The sequence below is a fragment of the Arthrobacter sp. JUb115 genome (genome assembly GCF_004365035.1).
Lineage (GTDB): Bacteria > Actinomycetota > Actinomycetes > Actinomycetales > Micrococcaceae > Glutamicibacter.
On sequence record NZ_SOBS01000002.1, the window covers coordinates 317513 to 343023 of the forward strand.

At 61.7% G+C, this 25511-nt stretch carries 22 protein-coding genes, 2 tRNA genes and 1 other RNA gene; 11 read left to right on the forward strand and 14 right to left on the reverse strand.

Annotated features, from left to right (window positions below):
- Positions 1-34 precede the first annotated feature (34 nt).
- The 3 genes from EDF61_RS04655 to EDF61_RS04665 are packed head-to-tail and all read left to right on the forward strand — an operon-like array spanning position 35 to position 1611.
- A complete protein-coding gene (locus EDF61_RS04655; protein ID WP_133833403.1) occupies positions 35-457 on the forward strand; it encodes a DUF3099 domain-containing protein in 423 nt (140 codons plus the stop codon).
- Positions 457-702, forward strand: a complete 246-nt coding sequence (locus EDF61_RS04660; protein WP_105657794.1) for an acetone carboxylase — start codon at positions 457-459, stop codon at positions 700-702. Before EDF61_RS04655 ends, EDF61_RS04660 begins: the two co-directional genes overlap by 1 nt.
- Complete coding sequence (locus EDF61_RS04665) at positions 703-1611, forward strand: SURF1 family cytochrome oxidase biogenesis protein (protein WP_133833404.1); 909 nt, start codon at positions 703-705, stop codon at positions 1609-1611. It abuts the gene before it with no gap.
- Positions 1612-1689: 78 nt separating this feature from the next.
- Here EDF61_RS04665 and EDF61_RS04670 read toward each other — a convergent pair whose 3' ends face one another.
- The 7 genes from EDF61_RS04670 to mptB (EDF61_RS04700) all read right to left on the reverse strand — a co-directional run bounded on the left by EDF61_RS04670 (position 1690) and on the right by mptB (EDF61_RS04700) (position 10275).
- Positions 1690-2136: a hypothetical protein gene (locus tag EDF61_RS04670; RefSeq protein WP_133833405.1), complete on the reverse strand. Its 447-nt coding sequence runs from the start codon at positions 2134-2136 to the stop codon at positions 1690-1692.
- A gap of 68 nt (positions 2137-2204) precedes the next feature.
- The gene (locus EDF61_RS04675) at positions 2205-3806 is read right to left on the reverse strand and encodes an ABC-F family ATP-binding cassette domain-containing protein (protein ID WP_105657791.1); all 1602 of its coding nucleotides are present in this window, start codon (positions 3804-3806) and stop codon (positions 2205-2207) included.
- Between the two features lie 186 nt (positions 3807-3992).
- Positions 3993-5096 (reverse strand): GTP pyrophosphokinase, encoded by a 1104-nt coding sequence (locus EDF61_RS04680; protein ID WP_105657790.1) that lies wholly within the window; start codon positions 5094-5096, stop codon positions 3993-3995.
- An 84-nt stretch (positions 5097-5180) separates the two neighbouring features.
- On the reverse strand, positions 5181-5951 hold the full coding sequence (locus tag EDF61_RS04685; RefSeq protein ID WP_133833406.1) for a DUF2637 domain-containing protein: 771 nt from the start codon (positions 5949-5951) through the stop codon (positions 5181-5183).
- 131 nt (positions 5952-6082) lie between these two features.
- The gene (locus EDF61_RS04690; RefSeq protein WP_133833407.1) at positions 6083-7186 is read right to left on the reverse strand and encodes a VanZ family protein; all 1104 of its coding nucleotides are present in this window, start codon (positions 7184-7186) and stop codon (positions 6083-6085) included.
- 57 nt (positions 7187-7243) lie between these two features.
- Positions 7244-8719 carry a polyprenol phosphomannose-dependent alpha 1,6 mannosyltransferase MptB gene (mptB, locus tag EDF61_RS04695; protein WP_133833408.1) on the reverse strand — a complete coding sequence of 492 codons (1476 nt, stop codon included), beginning with the start codon at positions 8717-8719 and terminating at the stop codon, positions 7244-7246.
- 5 nt (positions 8720-8724) lie between these two features.
- Positions 8725-10275: a polyprenol phosphomannose-dependent alpha 1,6 mannosyltransferase MptB gene (gene mptB / locus EDF61_RS04700; protein ID WP_286172102.1), complete on the reverse strand. Its 1551-nt coding sequence runs from the start codon at positions 10273-10275 to the stop codon at positions 8725-8727.
- A 183-nt stretch (positions 10276-10458) separates the two neighbouring features.
- Between mptB (EDF61_RS04700) and orn the strand changes: the two genes are divergently transcribed.
- Complete coding sequence (orn, locus tag EDF61_RS04705; RefSeq protein WP_105661234.1) at positions 10459-11070, forward strand: oligoribonuclease; 612 nt, start codon at positions 10459-10461, stop codon at positions 11068-11070.
- Positions 11071-11228: 158 nt separating this feature from the next.
- Positions 11229-11304: transfer RNA gene (locus tag EDF61_RS04710), tRNA-His, on the forward strand.
- Positions 11305-11401: 97 nt separating this feature from the next.
- Here the strand turns inward: EDF61_RS04710 and EDF61_RS04715 are convergent.
- Positions 11402-12154: a DapH/DapD/GlmU-related protein gene (locus EDF61_RS04715; RefSeq protein ID WP_353653986.1), complete on the reverse strand. Its 753-nt coding sequence runs from the start codon at positions 12152-12154 to the stop codon at positions 11402-11404.
- Positions 12155-12296: 142 nt separating this feature from the next.
- Between EDF61_RS04715 and EDF61_RS04720 the strand changes: the two genes are divergently transcribed.
- The 3 genes from EDF61_RS04720 to def all read left to right on the forward strand — a co-directional run bounded on the left by EDF61_RS04720 (position 12297) and on the right by def (position 14948).
- Positions 12297-12372: transfer RNA gene (locus EDF61_RS04720), tRNA-His, on the forward strand.
- An 830-nt stretch (positions 12373-13202) separates the two neighbouring features.
- Positions 13203-14351 carry an acyl-CoA dehydrogenase family protein gene (locus EDF61_RS04725; protein WP_208294229.1) on the forward strand — a complete coding sequence of 383 codons (1149 nt, stop codon included), beginning with the start codon at positions 13203-13205 and terminating at the stop codon, positions 14349-14351.
- 24 nt (positions 14352-14375) lie between these two features.
- Entirely contained in the window at positions 14376-14948 is a 573-nt protein-coding gene (gene def / locus EDF61_RS04730) for a peptide deformylase (protein ID WP_105657783.1), read from the forward strand.
- 12 nt (positions 14949-14960) lie between these two features.
- Here def and EDF61_RS04735 read toward each other — a convergent pair whose 3' ends face one another.
- From EDF61_RS04735 to EDF61_RS04750, 4 genes are all read right to left on the reverse strand, one after another.
- Positions 14961-16007: a winged helix DNA-binding domain-containing protein gene (locus tag EDF61_RS04735; RefSeq protein ID WP_133833411.1), complete on the reverse strand. Its 1047-nt coding sequence runs from the start codon at positions 16005-16007 to the stop codon at positions 14961-14963.
- A gap of 322 nt (positions 16008-16329) precedes the next feature.
- Complete coding sequence (locus EDF61_RS04740) at positions 16330-17787, reverse strand: glyceraldehyde-3-phosphate dehydrogenase (RefSeq protein ID WP_105657779.1); 1458 nt, start codon at positions 17785-17787, stop codon at positions 16330-16332.
- Positions 17788-18006: 219 nt separating this feature from the next.
- Positions 18007-18362, reverse strand: an RNA gene (rnpB, locus tag EDF61_RS04745) — RNase P RNA component class A.
- 72 nt (positions 18363-18434) lie between these two features.
- Positions 18435-19877 carry a dihydrolipoyl dehydrogenase family protein gene (locus EDF61_RS04750; protein WP_105661232.1) on the reverse strand — a complete coding sequence of 481 codons (1443 nt, stop codon included), beginning with the start codon at positions 19875-19877 and terminating at the stop codon, positions 18435-18437.
- A gap of 117 nt (positions 19878-19994) precedes the next feature.
- Here EDF61_RS04750 and EDF61_RS04755 point away from each other — a divergent pair, with 117 nt between their 5' ends.
- Positions 19995-20774, forward strand: a complete 780-nt coding sequence (locus EDF61_RS04755; protein WP_133833505.1) for a YaaA family protein — start codon at positions 19995-19997, stop codon at positions 20772-20774.
- Positions 20775-20983: 209 nt separating this feature from the next.
- On the forward strand, positions 20984-23263 hold the full coding sequence (locus EDF61_RS04760) for an exo-alpha-sialidase (RefSeq protein WP_166650696.1): 2280 nt from the start codon (positions 20984-20986) through the stop codon (positions 23261-23263).
- A gap of 120 nt (positions 23264-23383) precedes the next feature.
- On the opposite strand, the gene EDF61_RS04765 is transcribed toward EDF61_RS04760, so the two are convergent.
- Together EDF61_RS04765 and EDF61_RS04770 are read right to left on the reverse strand one after the other, a co-directional pair.
- Entirely contained in the window at positions 23384-23782 is a 399-nt protein-coding gene (locus tag EDF61_RS04765; RefSeq protein ID WP_105657776.1) for a VOC family protein, read from the reverse strand.
- Positions 23783-23794: 12 nt separating this feature from the next.
- Positions 23795-24748: a Nif3-like dinuclear metal center hexameric protein gene (locus tag EDF61_RS04770; RefSeq protein ID WP_286172103.1), complete on the reverse strand. Its 954-nt coding sequence runs from the start codon at positions 24746-24748 to the stop codon at positions 23795-23797.
- A gap of 132 nt (positions 24749-24880) precedes the next feature.
- Between EDF61_RS04770 and msrA the strand changes: the two genes are divergently transcribed.
- Positions 24881-25408 (forward strand): peptide-methionine (S)-S-oxide reductase MsrA, encoded by a 528-nt coding sequence (gene msrA, locus EDF61_RS04775; protein ID WP_105657859.1) that lies wholly within the window; start codon positions 24881-24883, stop codon positions 25406-25408.
- Positions 25409-25511 lie beyond the last annotated feature (103 nt).

Consider the following 25511-nt stretch of genomic DNA (forward strand, 5'->3'; position numbering starts at 1 on the left):
AGCAGATCCCGTACTGCGAAGCGAAGTCTTTTACATGTCCCCACAGCCCACGAATCACGGTTCCAGCCAACCGGAAGTTCACCGCATTACCGAAGCGCGCGAGTCCCATACCACCGAGCGCGATTCACGTGTGCGCAAATACACGATTTCCATGACCGTGCGCCTGATCTGCTTCGTTCTCGCTTTCTTCTTCGATGGCTGGCTGCGTTGGGTCTTGCTCGCGGGCGCAATTATCCTTCCCTATATCGCAGTGGTGATCGCCAACGGCGGTGCGGATCTGACCAAACGCGAACCGCCCGCCGAGTTCTACAAGGCTCCCGGCGCCCAGGCTATCGCCGCACCGGACGAAACCGCGCCTGCCGCGCAGCAGGCACCGGAACCAGAAGTGATCGACGGAAGCTTCGCCGAAGAAGCTGAACCGGTGCAACAGCCAACAACTGCTCCCAAGGAGGACTAGTGGATCTGCTAGGTTCGCTCGGCGGCTCCCCTGCCGCCGCCGAAATCCAGTGCTCGCGAAAGGGCTGCCGCAACGCCGCCAGCCACCAGCTGCTGTGGAATAACCCGAAGATCCACACCCCGGACCGGCGCAAAATCTGGCTGGCCTGCGAAGAGCACCGCGACTGGCTCGAAACGTATCTGAAGGAACGCCTGCTCTACAAGGAAACGCTGCCGATGCCGGGCAATGAAGGAGAAAGCAAGTAGATGTATCGTTTTCTGGCCAGTACCCGGTGGGTCGGCTGGCTCATTCTGGTGGCGATCTTCGCCGCCGCCTGCATTGGCTTGGGCAATTGGCAAGCCGACCGCCGTGCCGAAGTCCTCGAGGGCATCGAACGGGTCAACCGCAACTACTTCGCAGAGCCGGTCACCGGCACGCAGGCCCTGGAGAATTTCCAGGACCTGGACGAGGACAAGACCTGGATGACCGCGCAGCTCAGAGGCCAATATCTGCCCGCGGATACCATGATCGTGCGCAACCGCATCAAGGCCGGCAGCCCCGGCTACGAGGTGCTGGTGCCGTTCAGGACCACCGAGGGCGGAACTGTCGTCGTGAACCGCGGCTACCTGCCGATCGGCAACCAGGAAAACGGCCACCCGGATGCTGTTCCAGCGCCACCTGCCGGAGAAGTCACTGTGGATGTGCGCTTGAAACCATCGGAAATCCGCTTGGACCGCGGCGCCCCGGAGGGCCAATTGGCTTCGATCCAGCTCGAAGACTACGCCAAGCTCCTGGACTACGAGATCGCCCAGGGCGCCTACGGCCTGATGTATGAAGAGGATCCGGCCCCGGCCACTGCGCCACTGCAGCTGGACGCTCCGGATATGGATGAAGGTCCGCATCTTTCCTACGAGATCCAGTGGTACATCTTTGGCGTGCTGGCCTTCATCGGCTTCTGGTATGCCGCTCGCCAGCAGAAGAAGCTGAACGCCGAGGATGCCGCCGAGCAAGCCGAAGCCGAGGCGCTGGGCCTGGACGAGCCGCTGCACAAGGTGCGCAAGATTCGCGCCAAGCCGGATAAGAAGTTCCGCCGTGACGGCACGCCGACCGATGAAGCCATCGAGGATGCGCTGCTCGACCAGGCCGACCACACGCCAGGGGGCCTCCCGAAGTAGCTGCGGGAAACAAGGGAACCGCGCGGCAGCTGGAATATTCCAGTTGCCGCGCGGTTCTCTGCTTAATGCAGTTTTCTTTCAGCTGCCGTTGGCCGGCGGCGTCCAGCGGATCCCGCTGTCGCTGCACCCAGGAGTCTTGTGCCACTCGCCTTCGAGGCAGGAGGCATCGATGAGGGTGCGGTCCCCCACCGGCTCCTGCAGTTCCAGCGTGTAGGGCGCGGTCTCGTTGCCCTGGCAGGCATGCGCTTCGCCTTCCAGCGGTTCAACCACGATCCCGATGGCGATCTGGTCATTGGACAGCTCCACCTGGGTGGCGGTCACCTCGCCGGTCACCCCGGAGGAACAGGCAAGCCGCATGACCCCGAGGTCGAGGCTGGTGCTCGACGCATTCACCCCGGCAGGGTCCAGTAGCGTCCACTGGGCGTTGACCTCATCGGAAACCTGTGCGGCGCAGCCGGCCAGCGCGCTGGCAAGCAGCAGCCCAGCGCCTGCGATCCGCGGTAATTTGCGTCCAAAAACACTCATGGCTTGGCAGCTCCCTTTGAAGATGGTGATCTGCCAAGCCTACGAGAGCTATTGCGCGTTGTCAGGATTTAAGTCAGCGAAACCAATTCCAGGTAATCCTCGTTGAAGAGGTCCTCATCGCCATCAGGCAGGATGACCACGCGCTCAGGCTGCAACGACATCACTGCGCCCTCATCGTGGGACACCATGACCACGGCACCCGGGAAGGTGGACAGCGCGCCCAGCACCTCGGCGCGCGAGGCAGGGTCGAGGTTGTTGGTCGGCTCATCAAGCAACAGCACATTGGCGCTGGAAGCCACGATGGTGGCCAGGGCCAGACGGGTCTTCTCGCCGCCGGAGAGCACGCCGGCCGGCTTGGTCACGTCGTCGCCGACGAACAGGAACGAGCCGAGGATCGAGCGGACGTCGGCATCGTTCAGGTGGTCAGGCGCGTTGCGGCGCATGTTCTCCAGCACGCTGGCTTCCGGATCCAAGGTGTCATGCTCCTGGGCGAAGTAGCCGATCTTCAGGCCGTGGCCCGGAATGATCTTTCCGGTATCGGGTTCGGAGACACCGGCGAGCATGCGCAGCAAGGTGGTCTTGCCGGCACCGTTCAGGCCCAGGATGACAACCTTCGAGCCGCGGTCGATGGCCAGCGAGACATCGTTGAAGATCTCCAGCGAGCCATAGGCCTTGGACAGGCCTTCGGCCATGAGCGGGGTCTTGCCGCAGGGAGCCGGATCCGGGAAGCGCAGGGCTGCAACCTTGTCGGAGGCACGCTCTTCCTGCAGCCCGGAAAGCATGCGATCCACGCGCTTGAGCATGGACTGCGCCGCCGAGGCGCCGGAGGCGCGGGCCTTCATCTTGTTCGCCTGGGTCAGCAGGACCGAAGCCTTCTTCTCGATGTTGGCGCGCTCGCGCTTGCGGGCACGCTCATCGGTTTCGCGCTGGATCTTGTAGCGCTTCCAGTTCATGTTGTAGACATCCACCACGCCGCGGTTCGCGTCGAGATTCAGCACCTTGTTCACGGTGGATTCCATCAGGCCGGTATCGTGGCTGATCATCAGCACGCCGCCGGGGTAGTTCTTGATGAAGTCGCGCAGCCACATGATCGAATCGACGTCCAGGTGGTTGGTCGGCTCATCGAGCAGCAGGGTCTCGGCGTCCGAGTAGAGGATGCGGGCCAGCTCGACGCGGCGGCGCTGTCCACCGGACAGGGTGCGCAGCGGCTGGTCCAGGATGCGATCCGGCAGATCCAGGTTGGCGCAGATGGCGGCCGCTTCGGATTCGGCAGCGTAGCCACCGGCAGCGATGAATTCTGCTTCCAACCGGTCGTACTGGCGCATGGCCTTGGCGGAGACGGCAGCATCCTCGCTGGCCATGTCCTCGCGGTTCTGGGCCAGCTTGGTGACCACCACGTCCAGGCCGCGGGCGCCAAGGATGCGATTGCGCGCCAGCTGCTCCATGTCAGGGGTCTTGGGGTCCTGCGGCAGATAGCCGATGGAGCCCTTGAAGGTGACCTCACCCGAGGCTGGCTGGGTCTCGCCGGCGAGGACCTTGGTCATCGTCGTCTTGCCGGCACCGTTGCGTCCCACCAGTCCGATCTTGTCGCCCTTGTCGATGCGGAAGTTCACTTCGTCCATCAGCAAGCGGGCGCCGACGCGTAGCTCAAGGTTGGCTACGGAAATCATATGGTGTGGCCCTTTCATGCGGGTACAAGAATTGTGCGGCCCACAAATTGGGCAACTTGACTATTCTACCGGCCAACCACGCCGTGGCCTGCGGAACGTGCACAAACTAACAGTTTGGGGTTGAGCTGGCTAAAGAATCGAAGCCCGCACTTCCGCCGCCGTGGAAATCCGGGCTTCGAATCGAAATTATTCCTTGTCGCTGGGTTGCGATCGGTAATCCATCATCTGGATCAGGCGGCGGCGCAAGGAGGCTTCGCGGCGCAGGTCCCCGCCGCTGGTCTTGTCGATGTGGTCCTTGCCGAAGCGCCAGAGCAGCACGTCGTCAAGCAAGCGGTCCGGGCCCGGCGAGTACCGGTGGTCCAGCGCCGCACGCACATCGGTGACCACATTCGCATCCAGCAGCTGCGCCAGCTGCCAGGTCTGGTCGATGCCGTGGGAGCCGAGCAGCTCGGCGGCCCAGGACCAATCGTCATCGCGCTTGCGGTCGACGTGGGGCAACAGTGTCTGCCATATTTCGCCGATCTTCTCGCCGGTCAACGGCTCGGATCCGGCGCCCTGCTGGTCGTGGTAGCCGTTCAGGCGATGGTACAGCTCGTCGATGTCCGTGAAGTAGTCCTCCACGGTTTCCAGCATCGCAGCGGTGGCGGTGAAGTGGCGGTCGATCTGCGGATTCCAGGCGGCCTCGCCGGGATGCTTGAAGCGGATGTCGTGTTCCATTTCGGACCAGGCATGCTGCAGCACGGTGCGGATCTGCACTTCGAAGACGAAGTTGCCGCTGGCTACCACCGGCTTGCCCAAGGCCTCCTGGAATTTGCGCACGATCGGCTCGCTGCGGGTCTTGAGCAGCAGGTGGCGCGAGGAGTAGCCGTAGGTGCCGGACTCCACCGAGCCGATGTCCTTCTCCCGGTCGCTGCGGCAGTCGAAGGAGTCGCGGTGCGACTTGATCAGGCTGGCAACCTGCTGGATTTCATGGGGCAGCATCACGATGATGCGGATGCCCACCATGTCGTGGATTTCGCGCAGCGGGTTGGGGAATTCCAGCACCGGGGCGGTCTCGGAACTTTCCTGCAGCCGGCGCGAGGCCTTGGCCGCGAAGGACTGCGGCGATTTCACCCGGCCGGTAATGAACAGCGGTTGCACCTCGGAATTCGCGAACAACCGGCGGATCTTCGCCTTCATGGCCGACATGACGGTATTGAGTTCGCCGGTCACAGACTTGTACTGCTCAACGGCGGCCGCAATCTGTTCGGAGAACTCGTCGTTCGCCTGGCCCTGCGCCGGATCCATCATTGATGCCTCCTGGATGCTAAAGCGTTCCTGAAAATGCTGTCCTCATGCCCATGCCCTGGCGCCAGCCGGGTGCGGCGACGGCCCTTATGGGCGGGAAAGGCGCTTAGCCATGTCGTCGAACAATGGCGCCTTGTCCTCGGTCTTCTTCTGCGCTGCAGGCTTGGTTTCCTTGGCTGGCTGCGCGTTCTGCTTGATCGGGGTGACCTTCGAGTCCGATCGGCCTGCCGCGATGCCTTCGGCGCGGGCTCGGGCCAGCGCGTCCTGGTGATCCTGTTCCAGGACCGATAGGCGTTCTTCCTCGGCGGTCTTGGTGTCGGTCAGCGCAGCGTTGTAGCCATCATCATAAGCGACGCCGTACTTCTCGGCGTTTTCCCGCTCTTCGTTGTATTCCAGCTCAGCGCGCAGCTTCGCGGCTTCGGACTTCTTCTGGTACATGTGCACGGTCAGGTGGGTGATGGCCAGCAAGACGATTGGCGGCATGGCGGCAACCAGCGCGGAAACCAGCGGCGGCACCCCGTTTTCGATCGAGTCCACGGTCAAGATTGCGTGGGTGGAGTTCGCCGCAGTGGAAACGATCGCACCGAAGAACAGCAGCGACCACGGGTAGATCATGGCCTTGCGATGGAAGCCGTTCAGGGCCACGATGGCCACGGTGGCGGCCACGATCATGCCGTCGATGATGATTGGCCAGATCCAGGCCAGGCGCGGGCTGATGCCCGAGCGCTCGGCCAGGTCGGTCAATGCAGCGAACGAGAGCACGAATGCGCCGATGGCAATGAGGACCGTCGCGCCTACGGCCGTGCCTAGGACGGCGCGGTGCGGTTCGGCCGGGACCTCTGGTTTGTTATCTTCCATGCTGCTGAGCAGACCTAACTTTTTGGGAATTATCGGTATGTCTTCAAACGCGAGTTTGCTGGACCGCACCCGAGGCGCAGACCACCGCGTTCCATTTTAGCGTGCGCCTTGCGGTGCTGGGGTGCCTTGGCTCAAAGGGCGCGACGGTCGATGAAACCGGTACCGCTGATTTTTCCGGCCAGCCCCCGGTGATTCGCCTCGAAGATGAAGTAGAAGGCGCTGATCGCGATATAGATCACAACGAGCATGTTCAGCAGCGGGTAGGGCGTGAAGTCGACCATGCTGGTGGAAATCTGGAAGAGGAAGTTAATCCCGCCAAATCCGAGCAGGCTGCGCAGCAAGGCCCGGCCGGCCGGAGCCGGTTGCCCCTGCCCGTCGGTGAGCATCAGCCAGGCGCAGCGCTGGCCGAGGGTGGCCCGTCCCGGCGCCAGGCTCGGCAGCCAGAAGACGCAGAAGACCACGAACAGCGGAAGCCAGAAGTTCATCCACTGTTGGCCGAACTCCGGAGCACCCAAGCGCTCCAGCAGTTCCAGGGCAGCGCCGATGACAAGGAGCGCGCCGGCGGTGAAGCCTGCATCGAAGATGTTGGCCAATACACGGCGGGCGCGGGTCACTGGCCGCGCCGGCGCATTGGCCGCGTCCGCTTCCAGCGGGCCGGAAAGGAAGCGGAACATCGGCAGGTAGGCGATCATCGCGCCCAGCAGCGCGCCGGCAGTGTTGGTGATCAGGTCATCGACGTCGGCCACGCGGTAGGCGCAGGTGTACAACCCCCAAATAGCGGTGTATTGGGTCAGCTCGATGGCCAGCGAGGCCGCGAAGCCGAGCAGGACACCGGTGAAAATGTTGCCGCGCAGCCAGCGCACGGCCAAGATGCCCAGGGGCATGAACAAGATGATGTTGAACAGCACCTGCCACAAGGTGAAGCTGGTGGCGAATCCGCTCAGTCCGCGTTCCACGATGGCCAGCCTGAAGTCATCGACGAAACGGCCGGGCACCAGTTGCGGGATGGCCACCCCGGGACGGCAGAATTCGTCGCGCGTGGACGGCAGCGGAAGCATGGTGTAGCTGAACAGGCCGAATCCGTAGACGGCTGCGGTTGCGGTGGTAATGGTGCGGCGCCAGGACAACCGTCCATGCCGGCGGTATTGCACGGCCAGCAGGAAAACGCCGGCGGACGCCAAGAAGAGGGCGCCGCCGAGAATGGCGATTGCCGCTGGCCAGAACATTGTTTGCATATTTCTATCTAAGCGGAATTTTCCGGGAGAAAGCTGGGCTGCAGAATGTGACCTTGGCTATGCTTTCGGCCCGCGAAGCACTTGCCTGGTTCTGGCATCGGCAGTGAAGAGGCCGATGAACAGGCTCGCTACGAGCACTCCAGCCAGGGTCTTCATCAGCCAGGCCGAGTGCCACTGCTCGATGGAGAGCTGGTCGACGAAAACCGCTACCAGGATCAGGCTGGATGCATAGATCATCAGCTTTTCCGATCCCCAGGACACCTTGTGCGAAATGGCGAACAGCGCCATCAACCACAGGATGTACCACGGCTGGATAATCGGAGCCAGCAGCACGACCGCCGAGAGCGCCCACGCCGCTAGGCGGACCGGGCTGGAGATCTCCTTGGCCAGCGCCAGGCGCGCCACAATGGCCAGCGCGATGACCTGGAAGACGCCCACCACGATGGCATTCACCAAGGAGATATCAGCGCCGAATATGCCAGCCAGGTTGCTCAGCGACCAGCCGATCAGTCCCACGGGAGCGTACGGGAACGCCGCGTCGCCCGCAGTGAACATGGCAAGCAGCCAGCCGAACCAGAGGTTGGTGACCGCACCGATCAAAAGCAGCCAGGTCAGCGAGAGGGCTGCGACCTTGGCCCAGATTTTCCACCTCTCGCGCATCGACGGGCTCCTGCCCAGCAGGATCAAGCCGATAAAAGGCAGCGCCAGCAGCACGATGGGTTTGACCGACACGGCTATGGCCAGAGCCATCGTAGCGGCAATGGGGCGGCGGTCGTAGGCATAGGCGAAGGCGCTGAAGACACCGGCGATCATCAGCGCGTCGTTGTGGACGCCGCCGATCATGGTCAGCAGGAACAGCGGATTGCCCACGATGGCCCAGTTGGCCCAGTTGGCGCTCTGTCCCATTTTCTGCGCCAGCTTCGCAGTGAAGTGATAGCAGCCCCAGACACCGAGCACGGCAATGACGCGCAGCAGGCCCACGCCGATTTCGGGAATGCCGTTGGAGGCGAAGTAGATGATGCGGGCGAGCACGAGGAAGAACGGGCCATAGGGCGAGGGCGATTGCGCCCACAGGCTGTCGGATCCGCCATCGAACCAGCCCGGAAGCGCGGACACGCCCTCGGCATACGGGGATTTGTCGGCGTGCAGCATTCGGCCTTGGGCCAGGTAGGAGTAGACGTCACGGCTGAGGATCGGGAAGCTGAGCATCAGCGGAGCAGACCACATGGCCAGCACGCGGGCCAGTTCCCGTCCGGTGATCTCACCGGCAGCCTGGACCCATGGCCGGGCCAGGATCCAGGTTCGGGTCAACCAGACGATTCCCAGGGCCATCAGCACGATGCAGCTGATGACACCTGGCACTTCGGTTCGGAATTCTATGAAGAAGCCGCTGCGTGCCAGCGGGGACAGCTGGGTGCGCGGGAACCAGCCGATCCCCCAGGAGGCGACGGTGATCATGGCCGAGGCGGTGAACCCCTGCCAAGATAGTGACCGCAGGCTTGAGTGCTGCGGTGCCAGCTTCGGCTGCTCCACTGCCACTAGGCTTTCTTGCTCTTCTTCAGCCAGTTGGTCGAGCTGAGCAGATCAGCGCAGATGTTCTTGGTCTTCGGATCGAAGAAGACAAGGTACAAGGCGCAGGCGATGGAGATGCCCCAGGAAATCAATTGGACGCGTGGAACCAGGGAATCCTGCAGGAACTGCCAGACGAAGATCTGGTCAGCGGCCTGGTAGGCCAGGAAGAAGATGGTGGTCAGGTGCAGCCAGAGCATCTGCCAGTCATCGCGCAGGCCGGTAGCGGCGAAGAACGGCAACAGCCACAGGAGGTACCACGGCTGGATCACCGGAGAGAGCACGACAATCGCCGCGAAGGCGATAGCCATGCGCTGCACCAGGTGCGAGTGCTTTCCGCGGAAGATCAAGACAAAGGCGATGGCTACGCCGACCAGGCGGCCGAAGAGCTTTGCCGCGGGCAGGATCCACTCGGTGGACAGCCCGAAGGCGGAGACCAGCCCGCTCAGCGCGATGACCGCGATCCCTACCGGGGAGAAAATGGAGTATCCGGTGCCGGTGAAGAGCATGACCTTCAGCCAACCGAACCAGTAGCCGTTGAGCCACCCAACCACGGTCATCAGGGCCAGGAAGATCGTACCGGTGTAGAACCAGTAGAGGATGCGGCGCGGCCAGGCGGCGTTTGGCCCTGCCCAGAGCAGGCCGATAAACGGCAGGAGCACCAGGGTGATCGGCTTGACTCCCACCGAGGCCGCCAGCACCACGATGGCCCAGAAGCCGTAGCGCTTGCATGCCAGGTAGACGGCCCAGACCGACAGGCCGGTCATCAGTGCATCGTTGTGCGCACTGGCCACGAAGTTCACCAGGAACAGCGGGTTCGCCACGGTCATCCAGGCGGCTTTGGCCCCGGAAACACCGTGCAGTTCGGCAAGCTTGGGCACGTAGCGCAGGCAGAGCAGCACGCCGATGAATGCAATGGCCCGGAAGGCCAGGACCGCCGCGTCGGTCGAAGGGCCGGTCAGCTTGACCACGAGGAATTCGATGCTCAGGTAGAGCGGGCCGTAGGGGGTGCCGTCCTGCGCCCACATGGTGTCGGCACCGAGCTGGAACCAGTTATTCAGCGAGGATATTCCGTCAACATAAGGATCCTGCCCGGCATCCACCAGCCGGCCTTGGCCGATGTAGGCGAAGACGTCCCGGCTCATGATCGGCAGGGTGACGAACATCGGGATGCTCCACAGCCACACCGCACGGCGGACCACCTTCAGCGAACCCTCGCCCCAGCCCTTGAGCTTCTGGCCCAGTCGCCACCAGGAACGGAAGAGGACCCAGCAGCCCAGGGCCAGCAGGATCACGCAGGCGATCACGCCAGCCGGTTCGGTGCGCAGCATGATGAAGAACGGGTCGCGGTTCAGCGGGGATACGCTGGCCAGCCACCCCGTACCGAAGGATCCGAAAAGGATCAGGGAGGAACCGATGACGCCGCTGAGAAGGGTCCGATTCACTCCAGCGTAGGGCGGGGAGCTCACTGCTGCTGGCTTGCTGGCTGACACACTGACACCTCGGGCTGTAACGGACATGAGTTCGAGAGTAATTAAGCCAGCGTCGCATGTGCCGCGCCCTTGCGAGCAGGCAATTCAACAGCCGGAAATCTCAGATGATTTTAGCATCGAGCACGCGTCCAGGCCGGTTGAAACACTGCCCTTGCGCCCCGTAACGGGGTGCGCTCCCCCACAGCCCTGCTTGAAGTGTAGATTGGTTACGTGGCTAGTAACTCAGAAAAAATTGTATGGATCGATTGCGAAATGACCGGCTTGGATCTGGTTAACGACGCATTGATCGAAGTAGCAGTGCTCATTACCGACTCCGATCTGGAGATCGTCGACGAGGGCATCCAGGTAGTCATCAAGCCCGAGCCGGCAGCTCTGGCGCAGATGGATGATTTCGTTCGCAATATGCATGTGGTTAGCGGCCTGCTGCCCGAGCTGGAGAACGGCATTTCCATGGAGGAAGCCCAGCGCCTGGTGGTCGACTACATCAAGAAGCACGTTCCGGAGCCGAACAAGGCGTTGCTGGGCGGCAACTCGGTGGGCACCGACAAGAACTTCTTGGCACGCGATATGCCTGAGGTCATCGAACACCTGCACTACCGCATTATCGACGTGTCGACCTTGAAGGAGTTGAGCCGCCGCTGGTTCCCGAAGGCGCACTACGGCGCTCCAGCCAAGACCGGCAACCATCGCGCACTGGGCGACATCCAGGATTCGATCAACGAGCTTCGCTACTACCGCGACGCCATCATGGTTCCGGCGCCGGGACCAACCTCCGATGAGGCCAGGAAGATCGCCGCAGGGATCACCCAAAGCGCCGGCTAGCCGCTAAACGAAGGCCCCGGCGCATTGGTGATGCACTGCACAGTGCCCCAGGGGCCTTCCGATTGGCATCAAGCGCGGAATTGTGTGTATAGTATTTCTCGTTGCCAAATACGGAATTGGTTCGCAAAAGCGTTCTGACTAGTAACGAAGCAAACATGGTGGGTATAGCTCAGTCGGTAGAGCGTCTGGTTGTGGTCCAGAAGGTCGCGGGTTCAAACCCCGTTACTCACCCCAGAGACAAAGACTCGATCCCGAACGAAAGTTCTGGATCGAGTCTTTTGCTTAACCCGCACGCCTGGCAACGCCGCCGCTCAGCTGACGAGCCGCAGAATTAGACCGTGCGCACCACCCTGGCTGGCGAGCCAACCACAACAGCGCCGGCAGGTACGTCTTTCGTTACGACCGCGGCGGCAGCGACAACTGCGTTCTCGCCGATCGTGACACCGGAAAGTATGGTCGCGTTCGCGCCAATCCAGACGTTGCGCCCAATGATCACTGGAGCCGGAATCATATCCGCCCGCCGAGCAGGTTCAAGATCGTGATTAAGTGTTGCCACAACGACGTTGTGCCCAATCAAGCACTCATCCCCGATACTGATGCCGCCTTGGTCCTGGAATTTGCAGCCAGCATTGATGAAGACGTTTTTCCCCAGTTCGATATTGCGGCCAAACTCCGAGTTGAACGGCGGGAATAGCACCACCGAGTCGTCAACGTTCGTTCCGGTCAGCTGCCGCAGCAAATCCCGCACTTGCCCTGGGCTGCGGTAGCCGTCGTTCAGCTCCGCGCAAATGCGCAGCGCGTCCTGGCTTGTGCTATGCATGAGCGCATGCAGCGGCGAACCGGCGGTAATTCTCTGGCCAGCATTCAAGGCTTCCAGAAGATCGTCGATGCCCAAGAATTCCCCCATCATCAATTCTTCACGGTGGCTCGAACTATATCGGCTTCCACCCTCGATGCCTAGCGTCGTCGGGCCCTGCACCTGCAGCAAAGCATTTCCCTCAGGTACTGCCGGCGAAGGCGTGATCACGGCACGGGGATTCATCTCATGTGGCAGTTCAGCGGCGAGCAACAGCCCCACGGCCATGAATAATGAGCATCCCGTCACAATCCCGGAGATGGCGCTGCGCGAATTGGTATTTCCGGCCTGGATACGTGTATAGTATTTCTCGTTGCCCGGTACGAAATCATGAGCACTGCAGCTTCTGACTAGTAACGAAGTAGACATGGTGGGTATAGCTCAGTCGGTAGAGCGTCTGGTTGTGGTCCAGAAGGTCGCGGGTTCAAACCCCGTTACTCACCCCAGATCGAAAGACTTGGTTCGGAATGGAAATTCCGAACCAGGTCTTTTCTTGTTTCCGACGCCTTGAAGCGCAATCGGCAAGGCGTCGGACCCCGGATGACTTCAGACCGAACACCTGGAATCCAGAGGCATACACCGCCAGTCCCCGCCAGCGAATCCGACACGGCGTTCAGCATCGCGTCGCTAGCCGCCAACCGCTATCACCGCCGGCCATGGCCACCGCATGGAACCACCAGATGCCCAGGCACCTGCCGAAGCTGAAAAGATCGCTTCCAAGGCACAGGTCGAGCGCCTCGACGCGATCGCACGCAATCCTGCCAGCAGTCTCGAAACAAACGGATTCCACCAAGCGGCAACCGGATCGATTTCGCGTAGAGTGATCCGGAACCATCGGGACAGTCCAGGGTTGCACTATCGGCACTGCCCACCCCTGCACAACGGGCCACTCGTCTTCCCCAGGACCCGATCCGATTTATCGTTGGTTCCGGTGAAGCCAACGCCCTGACGCGCGGATCCCGGCTGCAGACTCGTCGCCGACGAGACCGACTGAACAGGCACTTCGAACCTACCGGCGAGCGCAGTGCTGCCCTGATGCGGTGTTAAGTCATATTTCGGCGGCTTGGAACACGGATTCGAAACTATGTTCGAATGCGTTGTGTTTTGGGGTCTATCCCCGTGTTTCTCGAGACTTTTTGCGTTATCTAGTGACTTGAATCGTTGTTTGCCCTGGCGAATAGGCACGCATTGGCCTGAGCGACCATAATGGATGATGTACTTCGGCAAGCCAGTGAGCTTTATGCCTTCGTTCCATCCACCGAAAGGTACTCCCCCTGTGAAACGCGCGCTCTTTGAAGAGGACCACGAGCAGTTCCGTGAACTGGCTACGGAATTCAATGCCCGGGAGATTTCCGGTAAATACGCTCAGTGGGAAAAGGATCATCAGATCCCCCGCGAGGTGTGGCAGTCTGCCGGTGAAAACGGCCTGCTGGGTCTTGCCGTGCCTGAGCAGTTCGGTGGCATGGGCATCGATGATTACCGCTTCCGTGTAGTGCTTGATGAGCAGCTCGTGCGTTCGGGGCATCTGTCCGTAGCATTGGCCTTCCACCTGCACGACGACCTGGTGCTGCCGTACCTGCTCTCCTACGGCTCTGCCGAGCTCAAGGACAAGTGGCTTCCACGCATGGTCGATGGCTCCACCATTACCTCTTGTGCGTTTACCGAGCCTGGCGCTGGGTCTGACCTGCGTGCGGTGCGCACCAAGGCGGTCCGCGATGGCGATGACTGGCTGATTAGCGGCCAGAAGACTTTCATTGGCAATGCTGCGTTTGGCGATGCCGCTTTGGTGCTTGCGCGCACCGATGGCGAGAGCGGACGTGCGGGCGAGCAGTCATTCTCGCTGTTCATGGTCGAGCGTTCCGAGGGGTACACCAACGGCAGCCCCTTCGACAAGATCGGGCTGCGGGCTTCTGATACCGCTGAGCTGTTCTTCGACGATGTCCGCGTCTCGGCTGCGGATCTCGTTGGCGAAGCTGGACAGGGCCTGTCCTATGTCAAGGCGCAGCTTCCCCAGGCCCGTCTGGCTATTGCCGTGGCTGCCTCGGCGATCTGCACCGCGTCCTTCGAGCAGGCGCTGGAGCATGCGAAGAACCGCTCGACCTTTGGCCAGGCGCTGACCGAGTACCAGAACACCCGTTTCGAGCTGGCTAACCTGAAGACTGAGGCGCATGTCACCCAGAGCTTCGTGGACCGGGCCGTCCTGGCATTCAACGACGGCGAGCTGGATCCTTCCGAGGCTGCCGAGGTCAAGCTTTGGGCTAGTGAGAGCGCTAAAAAGCTTTCCGATCAGGCTTTGCAGCTGCATGGCGGCTATGGCTACATCATGGAGTACCCGATTGCCCAGTCCTTCACCGCCTCCCGCTTGCTGACCATCTTCGGTGGCACAAGCGAGATCATGCGTGAAACTATTGGACGAGCACTCTAAGCACTTTTGAAAGGAACCGATCACGTGCCTATTCGGCAGATCACTGTTTACGGAGAACCTGTACTTCACAAGCGTGCGGTGGAGGTCACCGAGTTTGATGGCGCCTTGCGCGAGCTCGTTGCCGATATGCACCTCACCATGGATGAAGCGCATGGCGTGGGCCTGGCGGCTCCGCAGATCGGTTTGGGCCTGCGCATGTTCACCTACGTCTTCGCTGACCAGGACGATGCTCCCGAGCGGGGCGTAGTGATCAACCCCAAGCTCACGCTTTCAAAGGTGTCGCAGGCTCCTGCGGATGCTGATGACGACTCCGAGGGCTGCTTGTCCGTGCCCGGGTTGAACTACCCGCTGCAGCGTGCCGACTATGCGAAGGTGGAGGGTTTCGACGAGTTCGGCAATCCGATCTCTTTCGAAGCGCACGGCTGGTTCGCGCGCATCATGCAGCACGAGTACGACCACCTTGATGGCTACCTCTACGTGGACAAGTTGCAGCCACGCTGGGAGAAGAAGTGGAAGAAGGCCAAGAAGGCTCTGGGTTGGGGCGTGCCTGGCAACACCTGGTTGCCGGGTACCGATGAGGATCCATTCGGCCACTAGGCCTCCCGCCGCCTACCGGGCAGTCTTGAAGTCCAGATACCGCTGATGCAGCGCCGCACCGATTTTGCCGGTGGGCGCTGTTTCTGCGTTCCAGAGCTTCGAAGCCCTGCCTTGTTCTAGCCAGAAGGGCAGGAACATGCCGTTCTTGCCGGGCAGGATCTGCGCAGCCATCTGCTCGTCGGCTACCAGCGTGCGATTCGCGTAGCCCAGGTAGTACTCGTCAAAGGGACCGAGCAGGCGCAGTGGCAGCCCGGCGGGCTCCATCGCTTCAAGCTCCCGGTGGGCGCGGCTGCCGGCGATGACCCAGTAGCACTCCCCGCGCTCATCGCTTCCTGCGCTGGACAGCAAGCCGCCGAGTGCTTCCGCGGCGGTTCTCATGGTGGTCAGCGTCTGTCCCGTGTACCAGGCTGCGTCGCGAAGGGTAGCTGGCCCATGCGAGTGCAGGTACCGGCGCAAGAGTTGCGCCAACGGATCTCCTGGTTCCCGGTGACGTGCAATCCATTCATCCACGAGCACGAAGTCCTGCGCGATGAGTTTCGCGTCTTGTGGAATGGGCCCCTGGCAGATCAACCCGTCCAGGACGAGGACCTGCAGGATAACCAGTCCTCGCTGCTGGCCGGTCTCCATTCCATTCTGGTTCAGTGCCTTGAAGAGCGCGGAGCGGCTGGCTTGCCCGTGCTCCTGCAGATGCGCGCTGATGATGCCAGCTGCCTGGTCAATGTCCTGGGTGCCGATCTGCAGTCCCCGCATCCGTGTGGCCGATGAGCGCAAGGTGCGTTCACGCGTTGCGCGAGTCATCCAGCGCGCATCTTCGGCCAAGCAGATATGCAGCGTGCCCCGCATGGTCCATGACCGCACGAGCCGTCCTTCGCTGAAGAGCGCATCGACTTGCTGTCGGGATTCTTGCGCTGCGGAGCGCTGAGCCAGCGCGTAGCGTCCTGCAGCGAAGTCCTGGGACTGGAACGCGAGCATTCGTTCTGCGGCCTGCAGTACGGATTCTGCCGGCTCCAGTAGCAGCTGGCTCGCCATGCGCGCCGCCAGCGTCCGGGTACTGTCCACTAACCAACCTCGATCCAATGCTTGATGGCCTAAAGCCTAGCAGTGCGGAGGTACAGAGATGCCCGCGAAGCGGCGCACCTGCAGCCGCCGTTGACGCAGGGACGGCGCAGGCTCAAGCGGACCTCCACGCCCGGATGCGCGCAAAGGTCGAGACCTGCCTGGACTTTGCTGGAGAGGTGCTGGCCAGGTACTGGTTCTCGTTGGCCCCCTGGACCCGGAAGGTCCTTTGGAGGGCTTCGTGCCACCCGGATGGAATAGCAAAAGGGACCATCCCAGCGCGCAATGCGTTGGGATGGTCCCTTCAGCTGCAAGCAGCGAGGTCCTAGGCGGTGACGGCTTCAGCCTTCACTGCAGGCACTGCAGCCGGGTGGGTGCCGGCCATCGATTCGATGACGCGCACAACCTGGCAGGAGTAGCCGAACTCGTTGTCGTACCAAACGTAGACGACAGCGTTCTTGCCGGACACGATGGTGGCCAGGCCGTCAACGATGCCGGCGCGGCGCGAGCCGACGAAGTCGGTGGAGACAACCTCAGGCGAATCGATGTAGTCGATCTGCTTGTGCAGGCTGGAGGTCAGCGAGGTTTCACGCAGGTAGGCATTGAGCTCTTCCTTGGTGGTCCCGTTCTCCAGGTTCAAGTTCAAGATCGCCATGGAGACATCCGGGGTCGGTACACGGATCGCGTTGCCGGTCAGCTTGCCTTCGAACTCCGGCAGGGCCTTGGCCACTGCCTTGGCGGCACCGGTTTCGGTGATCACCATGTTCAGCGCTGCCGAACGGCCGCGGCGCTCGCCCTTGTGGAAGTTGTCGATCAGGTTCTGGTCGTTGGTGAACGAGTGAACGGTCTCGACGTGCCCGTGGGTGACACCGAACTTGTCGTTCAGGGCCTTGAGCACTGGGGTGATGGCATTGGTGGTGCACGAGGCAGCGGTGACGATCTTGTCTTCTGCGGTGATCCACGAATCGTTGATGCCGTGGACGATGTTCTTCAGATCGCCCTTGCCCGGTGCGGTCAGCAGCACGCGGGAAACGCCCTTGGCGGCCAGGTGCTGGGACAGTCCGGCCTCATCGCGCCAGCGGCCGGTGTTGTCCACCACGATGGCGTTGTCGATGCCGTGTTCGGTGTAGTCGACGGTGGTCGGGTCATTCGAGTAGATGACCTTGATCAGGGTGCCGTTGGCGAGGATCGTGCTGTTTTCCTCGTCGACCGTGATCGAGCCTTCGAAGCGGCCGTGCACCGAGTCGCGGCGCAGCAGCGAAGCGCGCTTGACGATGTCGTCATCCGAGCCCTTGCGGACCACGATGGCGCGCAGGCGCAGGCCGTAGCCGCCACGCTCGATCAGGATGCGGGCCAGCAGGCGTCCGATGCGGCCGAAGCCGTAGAGGACAACGTCCTGGGGTTCAGCGTCGGTTGCGCCGGCCTGGCCAACCTTCTCGCCCAATTCATCAGCCAGGAAAGCGTTCAAATCAGCGGAACCGGATTCCTTGAACTTCTTGTTCACGCGGCCGAGGTCAACTGCTACCGAACCGACGTTCAGGGCCTCGATGGCATCCAGGATGGCCTTGGTGTCGTTCAGGTCGAGCTCTTCGCCATCGATGCGGCGCACTACGCGGTGGGCCTTGATGATGTCGATGGCGGACTGGTTGATCAGCTTGCGGCCGTAGACGGAGGTCACCACATTGTTCTTGCGGTACAGACGTCCGATCAGTGGGATCATGGCCTCGGCGAGCTCTTCGCGCCCGCTCCATTCTTGCTGGGCAACGACAGACTGCTGGGTCACAGAAAATCCTTCCAATTCAGCCGACTCGCAGATCCATAAAGTCGGTTGGCACCGTGGGAAGCACCATTGCTTTTGCGGTGGCACGAGGTAACAGGATCATCCTCGTAAGTACATGATCCATTCTAGACCGTGCGCAGAAAAACTGAGGATCGGGGACTGTGAATCATCTCACCAGCGCACTAAAGGCTGATGCCGGCGCAATCGCAGGGAGGAAGAGTGTGAATGGGATGGCCGATACGCCGGGTTTTGTCGCGCCGAAGCGGGACGGTCATCTATCTACGACTGCCGTTGCCGGCAGCCTCTAGCGGTCCACCCGACTGCATGGGGCGAACAGCCCTCATAACGCAGTCTGTCTGACCTTGCTCCGAGTGGGGTTTACCTAGCCACCCCAATCGCTTGGGGTGCTGGTGGTCTCTTACACCACCGTTTCACCCTTACCAGGAAAACCTGGCGGTCTATTTTCTGTGGCACTAGCCTGCGGGTTACCCCGAGTGGGCGTTACCCACCACCCTGTTCTGCGGAGCCCGGACGTTCCTCGGGGCAATTGCTTGCCACGCGACCGTCTGGCCATCCCATTCACTACCAGTCTAATGCGTTGGGCGCGGCCTGCAGACCACTTCCGAACGCTGATTCGGTCACAGCCAGGTTCACCCGAACCGCAGCGCCTCAAGCAACCGCAACCAGATTTCGCTGATCGTCGGATAGGCGGGGACCGCATGCCACAGCCGGTCCAGGCTGACCTCGCCGACGATCGCAATGGTGGCCGCATGCAGCAGTTCCGCGGCATCCTGGCCAGCGAAAGTGGCGCCGACGATCACCGAACGCGCCTGGTCTATCACCAGCTTGGCCCGCCCGGAATACCCGTCGGCGTGCAGGCTCGCCCCGGCCACCGCACCCAGATCGTGCTCGATAACCGAAATCTGCAGACCGGCGTCGCGGGCCTGGCGTTCGGTGAGTCCGACCGCGGCGATCTGCGGATCGCTGAAGACCACGCGCGGCACCGCATGGTGGTCCGCCGTGGCCGCATGCCTGCCCCAGGGCGCATCGAGAACCCCGGTTCCATTGATCCTCGCGGCAATGGCCTCGCCCGCGGCCCGGGCCTGGTACTTGCCCTGGTGGGTCAGCGGGCTGCGCCCGCTGGCATCTCCCACGGCGTAGAGCCAGTCGGTGCCCGCCACGAGCATCGTGTCATCGACCTGCAACCGCCGGGACGGGTCCACCCCGAGTGCTTCGAGTCCCAGGTTCCCGATGTCCGGCCGCCGCCCGGTGGAGACGAGCACTTCCTCGGCTTCCACGAGGGATCCTCCGGGCAGCTGGAGGCCGGCTATCCCGTGCTCATCGCGGTGGACCTGCAACGGAGTGGTGTCCTGGTGCACCACTACCCCGGCCTCGGCCAGCGACTGGGCCACCAGCTCGCCGGCGAACGGCTCTTCGCGGCCCAGCAGCGACCCGCGGGCAAGGATGGTGACCTTGGAATCGAGGGAGGCGAAGGCGAATGCCAGCTCCACCCCGGCAACTCCGCCACCGATGATGGCCAGCCTTGGCGGGATCGCCTTGGCCGCAGTGGCCTCCCGGGTGCCCCACGGCCTGGCTTCAGCCAATCCCTCGATCCCAGGCAGAACTGGAGTGGATCCGGTGGCCAGGACTACGGCCCGGGCCGAGTACTCGCGATCCGCCACCTGCACCAGGCCGCGCCCGGAAAGCCGCGCCCGGCCGCGGATCAACTCGATGCCCGCCGAGCGCAGCCACCGTTCCTGCCCGGCATCATCCCAGTTGCTGGTGAAGGCGTCCCTCCGCGCGAGCACCGCCTCGGGATCCAGCGCACCAGTCACCGCTTCGCGGGCCCCAGGAACCCGGCGTGCCGCGCGCAGCGCATCGCCGCTGCGCAACAGGGCCTTGGAAGGCATGCATGCCCAATACGAGCATTCCCCGCCCACCAGCTCGGATTCGACGATGGCCGCCTTCAGGCCCTGCCGGGTGGCATAGTCGGCGGCGTTCTCCCCGGCCGGCCCGGCGCCGATCACGATCACATCGAAGTCGCAGTGCTGCCCGGAGGCAGTTTGGCTAGCTCTTGAGTTCTGCTGGGGCATGCTCTGTCCTTGCTCTGCGTGAAGCGCTGCTGGGTAGTGGGTTCAGCCTAGCCAGATCTGCTCTGCGGGTACATGCCCTGGGCAGAAGATCAGATGGACTCCGATAAGCTGGAACGCGTGCTTATTCTGTTGCCGCCTTCCGAAGGCAAGACCGCCCACGCCGAAGGTTCTCCGTTCGAAATCGAGGACCTGTCTTTTCCGGAGCTTTCCGGGGAACGCCGCCTGGTGCTTGACGCCCTTGCTGAAGTCTCAGCACGCGAAGATGCCATGGACCTGCTGGGAGTCGGAGCCTCGCTGGCCAAGGAAGTAGCGCGGAATATCAATCTGCACACCGAGCCCGCAGCCAAGGCGCACGATATCTACTCGGGCGTGCTCTTCGAGGCCCTGGACTACGCAAGCCTGGATGAAGCAGCGCAGCGGCGCGCCGATGAATCCATCATCGTGGTCTCCGCCCTGTGGGGTGCCGTGCGTTTCGGCGATCGCATTCCGCCCTACCGCTTATCCATGTCGGTCAAGCTCGAGCCGCTGGGCAAGCTGGCCACCTGGTGGAAGAAACGCCTGGCTCCGGTGCTGGATGCGGTGGCCGGCGACCAGCTGATCGTTGACGCGCGATCGAGCACCTATGCGGCCGCCTACAAGCCGGCCAATGGCAACACCGTTGCGGTCAACGTCTTCCAGATGCGCAATGGGATCCCGAAGGTGGTCTCGCACTTTGCCAAGCACACCCGCGGAGAGGTCGCCGGTTTCCTGGTCCAGCAACCGGTCGCACCGGAACACCCTGGAGAATTGCTCGAACTGGTCCAGACCAAGTGGGAAGCGTCCCTCGTCCAAGACAAGAAGGGCTTGGCGCTGAACATCCTGCTGCCGGAAGACCACCAGTTCACCACCGCCAAATAGCCCAATCAGGATTTGCAGTCCACTACCCCTCCGGCGTTGCCACGCGAAGAATCCTGACTGCAACCGCCGGCCTCGCAGCACCCGGGCTTCGTTATTCCATGCAGACCCCTTCCAAATGTGATGCAGTTCACTTAGGCTTCACGTATGACATCCTACGTCATACGTCCTTCCTGATTACAGGATCCCACTCACCTGCGAGGAACTCGCCCATGCGAATTCGCTCTAGGCTTCATCATGGAAAAACCCTGGCGGCTGCCATCGCCATCTCCCTAGCCATCCCGGTCATCAGCGCCCACGGGGCGCTGGCGGCAAGCACGTTGGACGAAGCTGATCCCGGTGCACCTCCCGGAAACTTCTCCGAGATCAATCTGGGTTCCGACCGCACTGCCCAGAACTTCTTCTACCGCATTCCGGCGATGGCCCATCTGGGCAATGGTGTTATCATCGCTGCCTGGGATGCCCGCCCCGGCAGCGCCGCCGACGCTCCGAATCCAAACAGCATCGTGCAACGCAAGAGCACCGACAACGGTGCCACATGGGGCGCGATGACCACCATCGCCGCCGGCTTCCCCGGCTCCGCTGACGAAGGAAAATACGGCTATTCCGACCCAAGCTACGTGGTGGATGAAGAGGTGGGGAAGGTATTCGCCTTCTTCGTCTATTCAAAGGATCAAGGTTTCCATGGCAGCACCTGGGGTCACGATGACGGGAACCGCCAGGTCATCAGCGCCGCGGTGGTCGAGTCCACTGATGACGGTGCTACCTGGAGCAAGCCACGGTTGATCACCGATGTGGTCAAGCCCGGCGACCACGCAGTACCCGGAGCGGTCCGCTCCACCTTTGCCACCTCTGGCCAAGGAATCCAGCTCACTCGCGGTGAATACGCCGGCCGCTTGGTACAGCAATATGCCGGTGATGTCATGCAAGCCGATGGATCGCGGGCTATCCAAGCCTATTCGGTGTACTCGGATGACCACGGGGCTACCTGGCAGCGTGGCGAATTCACCGGGAAAGCCATGGACGAGAACAAGGTCGTTGAGCTTTCTGATGGCCGCTTGCTGCTCAACTCCCGCGATAACAGCGGCGGCGGCTACCGCAAGGTCGCAATTTCGTCCGATGGCGGCCACAGCTATTCATCGGTCACTCAGGACAGGAACCTGCCTGACCCCACCAATAATGCCCACATCACGCAGATGTTCCCCGATGCCGAAATCAACAGCAGCCAGGCCAAGAAGCTGCTATACACCGGAGCCAACTCGCAGGCCTCCCGCTCCAACGTCTCGGCGAGGATCTCCTGCGATGACGGCAAGACCTGGCCGGGGCTTCGCACGATCCGCCGAGGGTTGTCTGCCTATTCGGTGGCAGGTGCGCTCGATGGGGGCAAGTTCGGTGTGTTCTACGAGGCCGGCTATACCGACAGCATGCAATTCGCATCCTTTGATGAAGAGTGGCTGAATTACGTTTGCGCCCCAATGCAAGCCAGCACATTCAAAGCCGATGCTGGAACGACCGTGGATGTGCCGGTCACCATCACCAACCAGGAAGCCCAAACCATTTCGGGAACCATAGACGTCGGTGCATCGAACCTGTTCAATGCGGCAGCTACCCAGGTCACCGATCTTGCACCGGGCCAGAGCACCACCGTTAACGTGCCCATAACCATTGCGGCGACAGCGCTCGGCGCCCAATCATTGCAGCTGCAGTTCACGAGTGCGTCCGGAAGCACTTCGCAGGCCACCATCGCAGCTCAGGTGGCCGGCCAAGAAGTCACCGGCATCGAGGTAGTCGGCCAGCGCGGCGATGCGAGCCGCGACCTGGCAGCAGATCCCTACGCGGTGGGTGAAAAGGTGCCATACAGTTTCCGCGTGAGCAACATCGGCAATATCAATCAATGGGTAGTTCCCGCAGAAGGCAATTTCTCACCGTTTGCCGCCAAGCCGGTAGGCGAATCCAGTCCAGCAGGGAATTGCCGCTACTCAAACCTCGGTGCTGACAAGGCCTACACCTGCGCAACCCCGCGCCACGAGGTGACGGATCAGGAACTAGCGGACGGTTATTTCGTTCCTCAGACCCGCTGGACTTCAGGCCGCATCGGCGAATACACCAGCGTTGTGGATGAATACACCGTTACCGGCGAGGAAGTAGATCTGCTGGATCGCCAACCGGCCTTCAGCGTTGAAGTATCCGAGCCGGCAGTAGCGGACCGTACGGGGAACTCCTCTTCGAGGGCCGGCGCTTGGGTCAACTTCGAGGTGACTGTCACCAACACAGGTAACGTGCGATTGACCGATCTAGAAGGACCGGGGTTCAGCGTCGTCGAATTGGCGGCCGGGCAGTCAAGGACTGCAACCATCAGCAGATTGCTAACCAGCCTGGAAATCTCGGAAGGAAAACTGACCAAGGGTTCGTTGCTTGCAACTGCCAGCAACGGGCACAGAGAAGTTGAAGCCGAGTATTCGCTGGCCGAGGTGAAGCTGGCGGAGCGCTAGGACCTCGTAAAAGTGCGCGAGGAGGCCGCGGCAGATCTATCCGGCTGCTGCCAGCACCCTGAAGAAAGCAACCGGTGCGATCCGGGATTGGGTATTTCCTGGATCGCACCGGTTGCTGGTTCACACTTCAGCTTGTGTCAGGGCCGCTACTAGCTCAATCTCGAAACCGGCAGCATCTTCCAAATACGCCGCGTAGTGCTTTGGTCCCCCGGCGTACGGGTGCAGCTCCGGGAACATCAGGGTGAACCCGTGATCCAGCGCCTGGGCAGCCAACGTTTCCACCGCCTGCCTGGTTCCAGCATGGAAAGCCAAATGGTTCAGCCCGGGAGCCAGGCGGTCATGCCGCTGCCTTTTGGCATCCGGTCCGGATTCCAGGACTATATAGAATCCATCGCGGGCATAGCTGATGCCATCAGCCCATTGGGAATCCACCACATAGCCAAGGCGAGTGAGCAGCCAGCCCAGGGAAGCTGTACTGGCTGCCAAATCCTCAACCCATATTTCCAGATGATGCAGCATGGAACTCACTGACTACGGAGTCAGCACGAAGTCCCATGGATCGGAATTCACTTGGGAAACCTCGATCTCCACGGTGTGGCCAAGATCGTTGAGCACATTGCCCAGGGCGCGGGCACCAGCCGACAGCCAGACCCATTCCGAAGCGAAGTGGGAGACATCGATCAGGTAAGGGAACCCGCCGTTGGCAGCTTCGCGTGCTTCGCTTGCCGGGTGGTGACGCAGATCAGCAGTCACGTAGACATCGGCCTGGTGCGAGCGCACCGCGTCAAACAGGGAATCGCCGGCACCGCCGCAAAGGGCGACCTTCCGGATGATGCCTGTACGGTCTCCGGCGACACGAACACCGCCAGCCACCGCTGGGAGCACGGTGTAAACGCGTTCAGCGAAATCCTCGAGCTTCATCGGCTTCTCCAAGAAGCCCACCCGCCCCAAGCCTTCTTCTGGCAGTCCATCCTTGGACTCGATCAACGGCACGCAGTCCTTCAGCCCGAAGGCATCGGCGAGGGCATCGTTGACTCCCCCGATGGCGCTGTCGGCATTGGTGTGCGCCGTAAGCAATGCGGTTCCGGATTCGATCAGGCGGTGAATGGCTTCGCCCTTGAAATTGGTGCCGGCAACCTGGGTGACTCCGCGCAGGAGCAATGGGTGGTGAGTGATCAGCAGATCGGCCCCACGCTCGATTGCATCCTCGATCACCTCCAGCGTTGGATCAACAGCCATCACGATCTTGGAAATCTGCTGGCTGGTACGTCCGGTCACCAAGCCAACGGCATCCCAATCTTCGGCCAATGATTTTGGCCAAAGTTCCTCAGCTGCTTCAAGGACGTTACCCAAGGTGGTCTGCGGAACCGAGGTGTCTTCCACCGGTTGCTCAGGCGTTTCTCCGGTAACGGGCTTGAGCGTCGAGGCATCCAGGGAATCGCTGCTCTTCCCCAGGTCTTGCGAGTTATCTGCCTTGCTCTGCATACCCACCACCCTACGCGGTGGGTATGGGGATGGAACAGAATGCAACGCCGCAACGTTGTGAACTGTGTGAGTATTCCCAGCCTTCAGTCCCCTCATCAATTCAGCCCGTTCCTGGAAGTCCAGGACACCAAGTTGAGCACCTTCGTACTAGCCGGCGGTTGCTTCTGGTGCTTGGATGCCGTGTACCAGCGAACGCGTGGCGTCCACGCCGTGATTTCCGGATACATCGGTGGCCACACCAAGGATCCGGCCTACCGCGAAGTCTGCAGCGGCACCACTGGCCATGCCGAAGGTGTCGCCGTGATCTTTGACCCGCAAGTGGTTCCGGCCGAAGTCATCTTGGACATGTTCTTTACCGTGCACGACCCGACGACGCTGAACCGCCAGGGCTACGATGTGGGCACGCAGTACCGCTCGGCGATGTTCCCGCTCGATGACCAGCAGCGCGATCTCTTCCAGGACGCCATCGAGAAGTTCTCGCGCGTATACCCCAATCCGATCGTCACTACGCTCGAAGAGTCCAAAGATTTCTATCCTGCCGAGCAAATCCATCAGGATTATTACTCCGAAAACCAGGAAGTCGGCTATTGCCGCGTGATTATCGATCCAAAGATCGCGAAAGTCAGGAAATATTACGCTCAATGGCTAAACGAAGCCTAGTCGCGCTTTTGGCCTACTAGGGTTAGTTGTGAACCTCATAGGTGTCCGGCGGTTACGCCAGATTCCGGCAATTATTTCGCCGCAACTAACTGCGGCTGCATAG

Coding starts and splice junctions, on each gene's coding strand:
- EDF61_RS04680 (WP_105657790.1), bottom strand. CDS start 5,096: ATGATGGATCCGGCGCAGGGCCAGGCGAACGACGAGTTCTCCGAACAG.
- EDF61_RS04760 (WP_166650696.1), top strand. CDS start 20,984: ATGCGAATTCGCTCTAGGCTTCATCATGGAAAAACCCTGGCGGCTGCC.
- EDF61_RS04675 (WP_105657791.1), bottom strand. CDS start 3,806: ATGATTTCCGTAGCCAACCTTGAGCTACGCGTCGGCGCCCGCTTGCTG.
- EDF61_RS04765 (WP_105657776.1), bottom strand. CDS start 23,782: ATGCTGCATCATCTGGAAATATGGGTTGAGGATTTGGCAGCCAGTACA.
- EDF61_RS04685 (WP_133833406.1), bottom strand. CDS start 5,951: ATGGAAGATAACAAACCAGAGGTCCCGGCCGAACCGCACCGCGCCGTC.
- EDF61_RS04750 (WP_105661232.1), bottom strand. CDS start 19,877: ATGCCCCAGCAGAACTCAAGAGCTAGCCAAACTGCCTCCGGGCAGCAC.
- EDF61_RS04715 (WP_353653986.1), bottom strand. CDS start 12,154: ATGGCCGTGGGGCTGTTGCTCGCCGCTGAACTGCCACATGAGATGAAT.
- EDF61_RS04665 (WP_133833404.1), top strand. CDS start 703: ATGTATCGTTTTCTGGCCAGTACCCGGTGGGTCGGCTGGCTCATTCTG.
- EDF61_RS04770 (WP_286172103.1), bottom strand. CDS start 24,748: ATGCAGAGCAAGGCAGATAACTCGCAAGACCTGGGGAAGAGCAGCGAT.
- EDF61_RS04690 (WP_133833407.1), bottom strand. CDS start 7,186: ATGCAAACAATGTTCTGGCCAGCGGCAATCGCCATTCTCGGCGGCGCC.
- mptB (WP_286172102.1), bottom strand. CDS start 10,275: ATGTCCGTTACAGCCCGAGGTGTCAGTGTGTCAGCCAGCAAGCCAGCA.
- EDF61_RS04670 (WP_133833405.1), bottom strand. CDS start 2,136: ATGAGTGTTTTTGGACGCAAATTACCGCGGATCGCAGGCGCTGGGCTG.
- EDF61_RS04655 (WP_133833403.1), top strand. CDS start 35: ATGTCCCCACAGCCCACGAATCACGGTTCCAGCCAACCGGAAGTTCAC.